Annotated in this window: 11 protein-coding genes and 1 tRNA gene; 7 read left to right on the forward strand and 5 right to left on the reverse strand. The window is 65.0% G+C overall.

Going from position 1 to position 12,847, the window contains the following annotated elements; genetic code table 11:
- Nucleotides 1-627: 627 nt before the first annotated feature.
- The 5 genes from GF399_06140 to GF399_06160 all read left to right on the forward strand — a co-directional run bounded on the left by GF399_06140 (nt 628) and on the right by GF399_06160 (nt 4,346).
- Nucleotides 628-1,101 (forward strand): hypothetical protein, encoded by a 474-nt coding sequence (locus tag GF399_06140; protein ID MBD3399895.1) that lies wholly within the window; start codon nt 628-630, stop codon nt 1,099-1,101.
- Nucleotides 1,102-1,142: 41 nt separating this feature from the next.
- Nucleotides 1,143-1,412 (forward strand): 30S ribosomal protein S15, encoded by a 270-nt coding sequence (gene rpsO / locus GF399_06145; protein ID MBD3399896.1) that lies wholly within the window; start codon nt 1,143-1,145, stop codon nt 1,410-1,412.
- A 100-nt stretch (nt 1,413-1,512) separates the two neighbouring features.
- A complete protein-coding gene (gene pnp, locus GF399_06150; protein ID MBD3399897.1) occupies nt 1,513-3,699 on the forward strand; it encodes a polyribonucleotide nucleotidyltransferase in 2,187 nt (728 codons plus the stop codon).
- Between the two features lie 14 nt (nt 3,700-3,713).
- On the forward strand, nt 3,714-4,223 hold the full coding sequence (locus tag GF399_06155; protein ID MBD3399898.1) for a hypothetical protein: 510 nt from the start codon (nt 3,714-3,716) through the stop codon (nt 4,221-4,223).
- Nucleotides 4,224-4,269: 46 nt separating this feature from the next.
- Nucleotides 4,270-4,346, forward strand: a tRNA-Met gene (locus GF399_06160).
- A 303-nt stretch (nt 4,347-4,649) separates the two neighbouring features.
- On the opposite strand, the gene GF399_06165 is transcribed toward GF399_06160, so the two are convergent.
- The 3 genes from GF399_06165 to hslV all read right to left on the reverse strand — a co-directional run bounded on the left by GF399_06165 (nt 4,650) and on the right by hslV (nt 7,639).
- Complete coding sequence (locus GF399_06165) at nt 4,650-5,471, reverse strand: hypothetical protein (protein ID MBD3399899.1); 822 nt, start codon at nt 5,469-5,471, stop codon at nt 4,650-4,652.
- Between the two features lie 474 nt (nt 5,472-5,945).
- The gene (locus GF399_06170; GenBank protein MBD3399900.1) at nt 5,946-7,097 is read right to left on the reverse strand and encodes a hypothetical protein; all 1,152 of its coding nucleotides are present in this window, start codon (nt 7,095-7,097) and stop codon (nt 5,946-5,948) included.
- A gap of 2 nt (nt 7,098-7,099) precedes the next feature.
- Complete coding sequence (hslV, locus tag GF399_06175; GenBank protein MBD3399901.1) at nt 7,100-7,639, reverse strand: ATP-dependent protease subunit HslV; 540 nt, start codon at nt 7,637-7,639, stop codon at nt 7,100-7,102.
- Nucleotides 7,640-8,989: 1,350 nt separating this feature from the next.
- Here hslV and GF399_06180 point away from each other — a divergent pair.
- A complete protein-coding gene (locus GF399_06180) occupies nt 8,990-9,898 on the forward strand; it encodes a transketolase (GenBank protein MBD3399902.1) in 909 nt (302 codons plus the stop codon).
- Nucleotides 9,899-9,912: 14 nt separating this feature from the next.
- A complete protein-coding gene (locus GF399_06185) occupies nt 9,913-10,926 on the forward strand; it encodes a transketolase family protein (protein ID MBD3399903.1) in 1,014 nt (337 codons plus the stop codon).
- A gap of 351 nt (nt 10,927-11,277) precedes the next feature.
- Here GF399_06185 and ispG read toward each other — a convergent pair whose 3' ends face one another.
- Together ispG and GF399_06195 are read right to left on the reverse strand one after the other, a co-directional pair.
- Nucleotides 11,278-12,348 (reverse strand): flavodoxin-dependent (E)-4-hydroxy-3-methylbut-2-enyl-diphosphate synthase, encoded by a 1,071-nt coding sequence (gene ispG, locus GF399_06190; protein MBD3399904.1) that lies wholly within the window; start codon nt 12,346-12,348, stop codon nt 11,278-11,280.
- A gap of 38 nt (nt 12,349-12,386) precedes the next feature.
- A complete protein-coding gene (locus tag GF399_06195; protein MBD3399905.1) occupies nt 12,387-12,581 on the reverse strand; it encodes a hypothetical protein in 195 nt (64 codons plus the stop codon).
- Nucleotides 12,582-12,847 lie beyond the last annotated feature (266 nt).

Below are 12,847 nucleotides of genomic sequence, written 5' to 3' on the forward strand. Positions count from 1 at the left end.
CCCCCGCGACGCTGCCTGACCACCCGGATAGGCCGCCCGGTTTAGCTGGTCGTTTTCCAACGGTTCCGCGATCCCACCCATGTTCACCGCCCCCATTTCTTTTTCTTGACTTAACCTCCCCCATTGAGCTAACCTACCCTCCGCGCTGGATCCGTGGCGGGCGTCCCCTGCGGCACCCGGATCCGGCCCACCCCAAAGGGGGCTGAGTATGTCGGGGCCGAGTATGTCGGGGCCGAGTATGTCGGGGCCGGGCATGTCGGGGCCGGGCATGTCGGGGCTGAGTCGCCGGGCGGCAGAGAAGCCCCCGGACTGAGCACCAACTCGGTCTAGTAGCGCCGGAGCTGAGTTGTGATCGGGCGGTTGAAACCCCTTGCTTCACCGGCACCTGGCGACGACGCTGACCAACCCGGCAGACCTCAGCCACACCCCTTTGGAGATAAAGCTCAGGGGCTGATCTAGAGCCCGACGTCGGGGCCTCCTTCGCAACGCCGCACCTCGGAGGTTGACCAGCAGCGGAAACGGCAGCCATGCCGCCCTCCGCCCGCACACCCGCGTCGGATGATCCGGCCCCGCCCGGGGTCGTTTTGTTTACCGCGGCCCACAGGCGAACACCGACCCTTACTGACGATGAAAACTACACCGATCCCCTCGGCTCTGTATTGCGCTTTGTGCGCCCTCGTCCTGATCACCGCCTGCGGCGAGGACGCCTACCACGAGGCCGTCAACGAGCTCTACTTCGAGGCCGTCGCCGCCCTCGAGGAGGGTGACCTGGAAACCGTCGAGGGCGTCGCCGCCGAGTTCACCGCGGACTATCCCGCCGAGCCCGCCGGCATCTTCCTCCAGGGTGTCCTCATCTACCAGCGTGAGGGTCTCGAAGCAGCCCTGCCGCTCTTCGACACCTTCGACACCCTGGCCTACGACCGTTTCGTCCGCAACTATCAGGAGCTGGAGAGCGAAGAGCGCTTGACGGCCCTGATCACCAAGGACGCCGCCGTTCGTCTGGCCAATCTCTGCGTCGAGGAAGGCCAGATGAGCGTCTATCAGCGCTTCAGCATTCTCGCCCACGATATCGAGGCCACCCGCACCCGGCGCGAACGCTGAGTCCGGCCTCCAACCCTTTACCATCCGTCCGGGAGGAGAAGATGCCCCTCGCCAAGGAACGCAAGCAGGAGATCATCGCCAAGTTTGGTCAGGACGCCGACGACACCGGCTCCACCGAGGTTCAGGTCGCCCTGCTGACCGCCCGCATCAAGGACCTGACCGAGCACTTCCGCACCCACACCAAGGACCACCACGGCCGCCGCGGCCTGCTCAAGCTCGTTTCCAAGCGCCGTCGGCTGCTCAAGTATCTCAAGAACAACGACGAGGAGCGTTACAAGAAGCTCATCGCCGAACTAGGCTTGCGCAAGTAGCACGACAAGCAAAGCCAAGAGGGCGCCCGACAGGCGCCCCGGGGGCGCGTTCGCGCCCCGCCATCAAAAGAGAACGAGACAGAGAAAGAGAGACGCATACATGATCGTCCGCAAAGAAATCCCGGTCGGCAAGGAGAACCTGATCCTGGAGACCGGCAAGATCGCCAAGCAGGCCGACGGAGCCGTGATGGCTTCCTACGGCGACACCTACGTCCTGTCCACGGCCTGCATCGACGACCGCGAGAAACCCGACCTGGGCTTCGTGCCCCTCGTCGTCGATTACCGCGAGCGGCGCAGCGCCGCCGGCAAGATCCCCGGCGGGTTCTTCAAGCGCGAGGGCCGACCCGGCACCACCGAGGTCCTCAACAGCCGCATGATCGACCGCTCCGTCCGTCCCCAGTTGCCCAAGAACCTCAACCGCGAGGTCCAGCTCATCGGCACCGCCTTCTCGGCGGACCCCAACCAGGAAGCCAACGTGGTGGCCATGAACGGCGCCTTCGCCGCCCTGGCCCTCTCCAACATCCCCCACGAGCACATCCTCGGCGCCGTCCGCCTCGGCTACATCGACGACGAATTCATCTTCAACCCCACCGAGGAAGAGATGGAGGAGTCCCTCCTCGATCTCGTCGTCAGCGGCTGCTCCGAGGCCCTGGTGATGGTCGAGGGCCACGCCCGCGAGTTCCCCGAAGATAAACTCGTCGAGGGTCTCAATCAGGCCCATGAGTGCATCGTTCGCATCGTCGGCGGCATCCGCGAGATGGTCGAGACCCTCGGCAAACCCAAACTGGTCTTCCCGGCCCCTGAGATCGACGAAGATTTCCGGACCACGGTCCTCGAACTCCTCGGCGATAAGATGGAACGGGCCGTCCTCGACCACAAGGACAAACTCGAGCGCCACGACGCCATCTGCGCCGTCACCGAAGAGGTGCGCGACGAGCTGGCCGAGAAACTGGAGGGCGACGAGGAACTCGAGAGCAAACTCAAGCTGGCCAAGAACCTGTGTCGCGAGGCCGAGCGCGGGGTCATCCGCCGCACCATCGCCGAAAAGAAGACCCGCATCGACGGCCGCGGATTGAACGAAGTCCGGCCGATTAGCATCGAAGCCCCCGTGCTGCCCCGGACCCACGGCTCTGTGCTGTTCACCCGCGGCGAAACCCAGGCCCTGGTCACCGTCACCCTGGGGACCCCCTCCGACGAGCAGAAGATCGAGGAGCTGACCGGCGAGTACTGGTCCAGCTTCATGCTCCACTACAACTTCCTGCCCTACTCCGTCGGCGAGGTCCGCTTCCTGCGCGGTCCCGGACGGCGCGAGATCGGCCACGGCATGCTGGCCAAGCGCGCCCTCAAGTCCGTCATCCCCGCCAAAGAGGACTTCCCCTACACCATCCGCGTCCTCTCCGACATCACCGAATCCAACGGCTCATCGTCGATGGCCACCGTCTGCGGCGGCTCCCTGGCGATGATGGACGCCGGCGTGCCGCTCAAGGCCCCCGTGGCCGGCGTGGCCATGGGGCTGGTCAAGGACGGCGACGACTTCAACGTCCTGACCGACATCCTCGGCGACGAGGACCACGTCGGCGATATGGACTTCAAGATCGCCGGCACCAGCGAGGGCGTCACCGCCGTCCAGATGGACATCAAGCTCGACGCCCTGCCCGCCGAGGTGCTCACCAAAGCCCTCTCTCAGGCCCGCGAGGCCCGGCTGCACATCCTGGAAAAGATGAACGAAGTCCTCGCCGCCCAGCGCGAGGAGCTCAGCCCCTTCGCCCCGCGTATCCACACCCTGACCATCCCCAAGGACAAGATACGCGACCTGATCGGCCCCGGGGGCAAGGTCATCCGCGCCATCACCGAGGAGACCGGAGCCTCCATCGACATCGAGGACGACGGCACCGTCCTCGTCGCCAGCCCCGACCTGGAAACCATCGAGGCCGCCCTGACGCGCATCAACGCCATCGTCAAGGACCCCGAGCCCGGCGAAATCTACGACGGTAAGGTCACCCGGCTGATGAACTTCGGCGCCTTCGTCGAGATCCTCCCCGGCAAGGAAGGCCTCGTCCACATCTCCGAGCTCGACTGGGGCCACACCGACAAGGTCGAGGACGTCTGCAAGGTCGGCGACGAGATGAAGGTCATGGTCAAGGAGATCGACAGCCAGGGCCGGCTCAACCTGACCCGCAAGCAGCTCCTCGACAAGCCCGAAGGCTACGACGAGAGCAAGGAAAAAAGTCGCGGCGACAACCGCCGCGGCGGTAGCGGCGGCGGTGGTCGACGCCGGCGACGCTAGAAGGGATTTTGATGATGAAACACCTGTCAAGCCTCACCCTCGCCGTCCTCTGCGCCCTGCTGCTGGTCGCCGCCTGCGAGGAAGAAGCCGAAACCACCGACGAGGGAGAAACCTACTCCCTCGTCGAACCCACCCTCGACAAGGAAGCCTATCAGCTTGGCGACCTGCTCAACCTGTCCTACGAAGTCGCCAACCCCACCCTCGATCCCGACACCGGCGAGTACGATGTCTACGTCAACCTCGACGTCACCCGGGACGGCGAGCCCTACGACGCCTACCCGCAGATCGAACACGTCAGCGACGCCGAGCTGCCCCTCAAGCTCAACCACGCCATCGAACTCAACCCCGACGTCTACCTCCCAGGCGACTACGACCTGAAGCTGATGGTCACCAACCGGGTCCAGGACCAAAACGAAACCCTGGAACAGGACCTGAGCTTCACCATCGAGGGTCCCCCACAACCGCCCACACCCACCGAAGGCCCCGGTTCCAACGACGTGGAATCCGAGACCGCAACCCACTAACACCTTGACAAAACCCCCCTTCCGTGCTACCTTTTCCTCACGCCATCGCGGGGTGGAGCAGTGCGGTAGCTCGTTGGGCTCATAACCCAAAGGTCGCAGGTTCGAGTCCTGCCCCCGCAACCAAGGGGGGCTGGTATTAGCCCCCCTTCCTACTACAGTTTAGCTTTAAACAAAGGGAGGCTGGTATTAGCCCCCCGCCGCCACTGAAGGGTATTCCCGGCGGACCGCAGGGGATTCATCCCCCGGGTCCGCCCCAGGTGAACCAGAACCGCTCTCCCTCCCGGCCCGGATAACAAAGCCCGGATAACAAAGAGGTTGCTTACACGTAGGGCGGGGGCTCCGCCCCCCGCCGCCACTGAAGGGTATTCCCGGCGGACCGCAGGGGCTTCATCCCCCGGGTCCGCCCCAGGTGAACCGGCGGCTCACCTATCTCTCACAGAACTCGACTCGCTCCCGGCTGTAGGTGGGCACTTGCACTCGGGCAAAAGCCAGCCTCAGCGTCTCGGCGACGGCATCCGCGCCCCGCGCCAGAGAGCGACAGCGTACATTGAAGGAATAGGGTGTGATGCTTTTCTCGGGCAGGTAGAGCATCTCGACGAAGCTCTTCCGCTCGCCCTTGATACCGCTGTTGGAGATTGGGGGCACAAGGCATCCAGCCACAGGGCGCTTCCCGCCAAGCTCTCTCAGTCGTGCGGCGTACAGCGCAGCGGTTGAATTGTCGGGGTATTTATTCAGGATAAAGAGCAGAACGGCTCTTGGCCAAGTGGCTAGATCAGACCAGAAAGCATCCGGCCTTTCTCCTTGCCTTTCTCCTTGTAAAACTCCAAGTAGATTATAGGGGTCCAACAGAAGCAGTTGGGGTGGGGGCTGTTGTGTTGGTATCCCTGCAAGCGCTCTGTAGCCATCGTTGTCTATGGGAGTCACGATTGTATAGCCGGCTTGTTGTAATGCGTCGCGCTTGTTGGCATCCTCATCGAAGCAATGAATGCTGGATTTCGGTATGAGGCGTTCGGCTAGACCCGTGCTCCCCAGATACCGGCCCCGAGACAACGCATCGGATTGCGCCTCCCGCAGAAGCAGATCGGCGGGCGCCGCCAGTAATCGTTCTCCGACCGCTTGCGCAGCCTCGTACTCAGGTTGACCCGCGAAGGGATCGTAGAAACAGCCGCCTCGCGGCAGCCAATCCAGACAGCGCAGCAGCCATTCGTGCTTGATCAGATCCCCGACGTTACCAGCATCATATCGCATCGGATCCCCTTTCATATGAGGTGTTTTTATTATCAGATATCCTACTGACGCATTGCGTCAATGCTTGCCGGAAAGGAAAAGGCATTATGGAACTTGTTCGGACCAAATCATGGCCGGTATTGAAAGACTCGCCTAGCGGGTATTCGCTGCCCGGGTGCGTCCGTCTTTGATACCGCTGCATTAATGCACGGTCTTGTTACTTGATAATGAGGCGGTTATGAGTCGAGTAGCAATCGGATCATCGTTACCTGCAAGCTACCAGGCAAGGTAAGCTATCCACCGAGCGCGCCCCCGGCAGCCGCCGCATTTTAATTGCTGATAAGTGCAGGCTTATCAGCTGCTACACCTGTGTTATCAGCGGAATACAATCACAACCTGGTCCGAGCAGGGTAGGCGATCCCAAGGAAAAACGGGGACCGATGGAGTTACCCATCTCCCCGCCCCGTTTGCTGAAAAGGTTGTTCCAGACCGCCCTCACTCCATCAGCCCCCGCTCGTACTCCTCCTTGAACCGCGCTATCCCCCGGTAGATGGCGTAAGCGGCCTCGTGCTGGTAGGCGGGGTCGCTGAGCAGGGCCTCCTCGCTCTCGTTGGTCAAGAAGCCTACCTCGACAAGGATCGAGGGCATGCGGGCCTCGCGCATGACGTGGAAGTTGGCCTGCTTGACGCCGCGGTCGTAGCAGCCCAGGTACTCGAGCATCGATTGCTGGACGCAGGTGGCCAGGCGCTGGCTCTCTTCGAGGTACTCGTTCTGGATCAGCGAGCCGAGGATCAGGGACAGTTCGTCGCCGGCGGCCTCGGGGGGCAGGTCTGGGTCGAGGGCGAAGTCGGCGTTCTCGAGCTGGGCCAGGGCGCGGGCCTCCGTGGTCTGGGCCTGGGCCAGGTAGAAGGTCTCGGCGCCGTGGGCGTGGGTGTTGGAGTGGCCGTTGAGGTGGATGGAGATGAACAGGTCGGCGTCGGCGCGGTTGGCCATCAGCGTGCGGCCGTCCAGGCCGATGGTGCTGTCGGCGGTGCGGGTCAGGATGACCTCGAGGCCCAGGTGGCGTTCGAGCATCTGGGCCAGGAAGAGGCAGAGCGGCAGGACCTCGTGCTTCTCGACGTGGCGGCCGCTCCAGGAGCCGGTGCCGATGTGCTCACCGCCGTGGCCGGGATCGACGACGACGCGGCGGATACGCAGGCGCTCGAAGTTGGCGTCGGGGATCAGCTCGGCGGGGTCGGAGCCGTAGACGTCGCTGAGGGTGAGGCGGAAGGCGTCGCCGTGGCGCTCGGCGCGGTAGCGGTATTCCCCGGGCCAGAGCAGGACGCGCACCTCGTAGCCCGCCCCCCGGCGCCGGGGGCGCAACAGGAGGCGGTCGACGAAGCCGACGCCGGGGTGGGTGCTCAGGCCGTCGGGGGTGAAGGCCGCCGGCAGCTCGAGGACCAGGGCGCTGCCGCTCTGCCGCACCACCAGGCCGTCGAGGTTCTCGAGGGTGCCCTCGACGACCGTCGCCGGGCCGTCGTTGAAAACCGCCAGCTCGGGTCCGGCGGCGAAGACCACTTCGCCCATGATCACCTCGCCGGCGGGTTCGGGGGTTTGCGCGGCGACGACGACGGCGCAGGCCAGCAGGACGACGGGGAGACGACGCATCGTCAGGCCTCCAGCTCCAGCACGGTGATGTGGTCGTTGGTGTAGATGCAGATGTCGGCGGCGATCCGCAGGGACTTTTCCGCCACCGCGACGGCGTCGAGGTCGGTGTGTTCGAGGAGGGCGCGGGCCGCGGCCCGGGCGTAACCGGCGCCGGAGCCCACCGCCGCCGTCGGGCCATCGGGCTTGATGACCTCGCCGGAGCCGGAGACGAGGAGGGTCTCCTCACGATCGGCCACCAACAGCAGGGCCTCCAGCCGTCGCAGGTATTTGTCCGTACGCCACTGCTTGGCCAGCTCGAAGGCCGCCTTGGCCAGGCTGCCCGGATAGTCGGTGATCATGGTCTCGAACTTCTCGAACAGGGTCAAAGCGTCGGCCACGCCGCCGGCGAAACCGGCCAGCACGCGACCCTTGTTGAGGGTGCGCACCTTGACGGCGCCACCCTTGAGCACGGTGTCGTTGAAGGTCACCTGGCCGTCGCCGGCCAGGGCCACCCGCTCGCCGCGGCGGACGCACAGTACGGTGGTGGCGCGGAGGTTGTCCATTCTTTCTTTCCCCGGTTGTCGGTCCCGTCAATTCTACCATAGGCGGTGGGGGGCTTGAGCCGGCGGGCGTGGATCATCATGGGCCCGCCGCCGCTGGAAGCACGCAGGACGGACAAACTAGCTGACAACCTTAGTTAAGGTAATCCAGTAAGGGAACGCTAGTTTTTTTTAGGGATCACACACGATCATGGACCAATCAGGATGCTGTTGGGGTAATCTAGCATGCCGGGATCGTTTCTTTGGTTGAAGCTGAACGACTCTTCCCTGATAAAGAGCCTGAAGGTGCGCTTTAAGACGCCGTGGTCGGATATTAGGCGGTGTTTGGCGTAGCCCCGGAAGCTCTCGAGGCCGTTGATATGATTCTTTCCGTTGGCGAACTCTTCCTGGTGATTGATCCTCTTGTGATGGAAGCCGTTGAATGAGACAGCTTGTAATAGGCCTTCCAGCCGTCGTAGTAGAAGCTCGAGCCCAGCTCGGCCTCCCGATCGGCGGCGATACGCTCGCCAATGATACGCTAGTACTTGGCGACCGTACTGGGATGGACGCCGACCCTCTTGGCCTTCCCGGCTGCGGTTGCTTCAAGCCACAACAGCACGGCGATCAACTCGCGCTGTTCTAAGGCGCTCGCACATCCGCCGCCCGTCACCTAACCTGTTGTGATAGCGATAGTTACACTTCGCACACTTGACGTGCCTGTCAGGATTACTCTTTGAGCCGGCGGCCACAGCGCCTCCTTTACTTGTGGCATGAAAGCATCCTGGTAACTCTCATGACTACAAGACAATCACACATATGACGACCCATGAGCGTTAAGGTATCCCTTTATCAATTCCGACAAAGGCGATCAGCACTTTAAAGCCATTCCGATTGTCCAGTGTTGTTGTGTCAGTAGTTGAACGGTTCGACCCGGGCGATCCTGGTTCGGCTTGTCCGGGGCGGCTGACCTCCCCGATGAACGTAAAAACTGAGCAACCACTAACCATTACGTTGAGACCACTGTTCACCCAAAACGGCCACGGCCGGTTGAAACACTGCTGCCTGCTGGTCTTCGATCAGCCGATCAGCCTTCGTGACGTTGAGAGATTGCCCATCCACTCGCGACTGAATGCTTCTGATGCGCGTGCGAGGCCTGATCAAGCGGCCGGGGCTACAGCTGCCGTTCAGTTGTCGGGGTTCTCACCCAGCACTTCCTCTCGTTAACCGCGGCAGGGATGATGGGCTTCTGTTGGAGGCTTTTCCCCCGGGCACCACGTCGGCGGTGGTTGAAAAACGTCGGAACCCGTGGCAATATTATCCCGTTGTCAGCAGCGCCCCGCCCGCCGATCACCACCGCGCCAAAGGAGCCCGCCGTTGCCCGAGTTCCCCTTTCCCGATCCCGCCTACGCCGACAACGCCAAGGTCGAGGAGCTGGCCCGCCTGTTGCGCTGCGAGATCGTCTGCATGACGCACCGCGCGGGTTCCGGACACCCGGGCGGTTCCCTGTCGGCCGTCGAGATCATCGCTCTGCTCTACACCCAGGTCATGCGTCACGATCCGGCCGCCCCGGAGCATCCGGAGCGCGACTGCTTCGTCCTCTCCAAGGGCCACGCCTGTCCGGTGCTCTACGCCATGCTGGCCCACGCGGGTTACTTCCCGCCCCGGGAGCTCTGCAGCCTGCGCAAGATCGATCACCTGCTGCAGGGTCACCCTTCGGTGCACATCCCCGGCGTCGACGCCAGCACCGGCTCCCTGGGCCAGGGGCTGTCGATCGCCAACGGCCTGGCCCTGGCGTCCAGGCTCGACGGCTCATCCCGCCGGGTCTACTGCATGCTGGGCGACGGTGAGCTCGACGAGGGTCAGGTCTGGGAGGCGGCGATGACGGCGGCCCACTACAGGCTCAACAACCTGACGGCCATCGTCGACCGCAACGGGTTGCAGATCGACGGCGACACCGAGGAGGTGATGGCCCTCGAGCCCCTGGACGAGAAGTGGGAGTCCTTCGGCTTCGAGGTCCTGGAGTGCGACGGCCACAGCCTGCCCAAGCTGCGCGAGGCCTTCGCCGCGGCGGAAAACAGCGAACGGCCGGTCTGCCTGATCGCCCACACCCACAAGGGCCAGGGGGTCAGCTTCATGGAGGACGTCGCCGGCTGGCACGGCAAGGCCCCCGATGAGGAGCTGTTCCGCAAGGCCATTCACGAGCTGGCCGGCTGCGAGCCCTACGAGGAGCGCTGCTGCCTGAAATACCTGCAATCCTCGGCGAAGGGGGGTGGGGCCGAATGACGCTCAATCCCGCTATGCAGTTGCGGCCCCTTGGGGAAGCCGCCGACAAGAATACCTGGCGGGCCTGCAAGAAGGCCTACGGCGCGGCGCTGCTCGATCTGGCCCAAGAACGGCCCGCGGTCGTCTGCCTGGACGCCGATCTGGCCAACTCCACCGAGGGCAAGCGCATCCGCGACGCCGAAGACCGGTCGGTGTCCCGGCGCTTCTTCGACGTCGGCATCAGCGAGCAGGACCTGGTGGGCACGGCGGCCGGGCTGGCCCTGGCGGGCAAGCTGCCCTACGCCAACAGCTTCGGGGTTTTCCTCTCCGGGCGGGCCTGGGATCAGATCCGGGTCAGCGTCTGCTATCCCAACCTCAAGGTCCGCTTCGGCGGCCCCTACGGCGGGATCACCGTCGGGCCCGACGGCTCGACCCACTTTGCCATCTCCGACATCGCCCTGTTGCGCAGTCTGCCCAACCTGAGCCTGGTCAGCGCCGCCGACGCCGCCCAGGTCGGGCCGATCCTCCGCGGCACCGTCGATGTCGACGGTCCGGTCTACATCCGCATGGGCCGGGTGCCCCAGCCCGTGGTGACCACGGAGCGCACCCCCTTCGTCCACGGCCGCATCGACGCCTACCGCGCAGGGGGCGACCTGGCTGTCTTCGCCACCGGGCACATGGTCTACTACGCCCTGCGGGCCGCCGAGATCGTCAAGAAGCTCCACGGCGTGGAGGCCGCCGTGCTCAACGTCTCGACGATCAAGCCCCTGGACGTGGAGACCGTTATCGACTTCGCCGAGCGCTGCGGCCGAGTGGCCACCGTCGAGGAGCACAACATCTACGGCGGTCTGGGCGGCGCCGTGGCCGAGGTGCTGGCCGAGCACGCCCCCACGCCGCAGAAGATCATCGGCGTGCGCGACGTCTTCGCCGAGTCCGGCGAGCCCGACGAGCTGCTGAAAAAATACGGCCTGGATACGAAAGGGGTGGCCAAGCAGCTCTGCGCCTTCCTCGAGGTGCCCTATCAGGAGGGCTTCTACGAGGCCGATTAGGTGGAGTTCTCCAGGATGAAACTGACCGGGCGGCTGCAGCGGGTCGCCCGGTTTTCATACCGCCCACCAGAGATGAAGCGGGGCGCCGCGAACGGTAACCGGGGGGGTCGGCGTTGACGGAAAAATGGCGGGGTCGGAGACCCCGCCCTACAGGGCAATCGGATAGCGGTTGCTGTCTTGCTGCGATCCGCTGTAGGGGCTGGATTATAAACCCGCCCGCGGGCTGCCGCGCATGGCAACCGGGGGCGGTTCGGCGTTGGCGCGCCAAGGGCGGGGTTCTCAACCCCCCGCCCTCCCGCTTCATAAAACCGCCGATAAGCTTTCGCGGCGACTGTCGTCGCTCGCCGAAAATCACTCCAGCAGACTGCGCACCAGAGCCTCGAAACGCTCGGCCAGCTCGGCGGCCGGGACGTTCTTCTCGACGATCTCGCCGCGCAGGAACAGGTCGCCGCGTTCCCGGCCGCCGGCCACCCCGGCGTCGGCGTGACGGGCCTCGCCGGGACCGTTGACCACGCAGCCCATCACCGCCACGGTCAGGGGCTGCTCGATGTCGGCCAGGCGGCGCTCCATCTCGACCACCAGGCCCTCGAGGTCGTAGGCGCAGCGGCCGCAGGTCGGGCAGCTGATGATCTCGACGCCGCGCCGGCGCAGGCCGCAGGCGCCCAGGATGTGCCAGGCGGCGCGGACCTCGTCGACCGGGTCTGCGGTCAGGCTGACCCGGATGGTGTCGCCCAGGCCCTCGAGCAGCAGGGCGCCGATGCCCAGGGCGCTCTTGACCAGTCCGGCGGTGCGGGCCCCGGCTTCGGTGACGCCGAGGTGCAGGGGGTGGTCCGTCCCTTCGGCCAGCAGGCGGTAGGCGGCGATGGTCAGCCGGACGTCGGAGGCCTTGGCGCTGATTTTTATCTGGCGCAATCCCGCGTCTTCCAGCAATTTCACTTCTCCCAGGGCGCTCTCGACCATCGCGGCGGCCGTCGGTCCGCCATGGCGGGCCTCGAGTTCCGTATCGAGGGAGCCGGCGTTGACACCGACGCGGATCGGGATGCCGGCGCCCTCGGCGGCGGCGGCCACCCGGCGGATCTCGCCCGCGTCGCGCAGGTTGCCCGGGTTGAGCCGCAGTCCGTCGACACCGGCGTCGACGGCGGCCAGGGCCAACTCGGCGGAGAAGTGGATGTCGGCCACCAGGGGCAGGGGACAGACGCTGACGAGTTCGGGCAGGGCCCGGGCCGCCCGGCGGTCGGGCACGGCGACGCGGACCAGCTCGCAGCCGACGGCGGCCAGACGCTCGATCTGCTCCAGCGTGGCGGCCAGCTCGTGGGTCGGGGTGTTGGTCATCGACTGCACGCTGACCGGCGCCCCGCCGCCGATGGGCAGACCGCCGAGGACGATGCGCCGGGTACCCTCGCGTAGCGTTCGTTCGGCCATCGGGATCCTCTTTAGCTGAAGCGGACGTGTCGCACGGACTAGGTGGCGTCGGCGGTTAGATGACGGCGCAGGACGGCCCGCCTGGGCGAGGGGCGGGCGACCTCGACGAAACCCAGGCGCAACAGGCTCGGATACAGGCCCATGTAGAGTGAAGCGTCGCTGCGGTCTGCGCTTGCGGGCAGGGCGGGGTAGGCTTCGACGACCCGCGCTCGTCGCTCCCGGGTGTAATCCACCGCCAGTTCCGCCAGCGGGGCGAAAAGGCCCCCGCCGCGCCATTCCCGGGCGATGAAGCAGCATGTGAGCGACCAGACCGGGGTGTCGTCGATCCGTCGGAGTACAGGGGAACGGTCGAGGACGGGGAAATCTTCCCGCGGGGCGACGGAGCACCAGCCGACGGCCTCGTCCCGCTCATAGGCAAGTATTCCGGGTACGACACCGGATTCGACCAGGGCTTTCAGGGCTTAGCGGTTGCCTGCGCCGTATTGCTCCTCGAATGTCC

The sequence above is a fragment of the Candidatus Coatesbacteria bacterium genome (genome assembly GCA_014728225.1).
Classification (GTDB): Bacteria; RBG-13-66-14; RBG-13-66-14; order RBG-13-66-14; family RBG-13-66-14; genus WJLX01.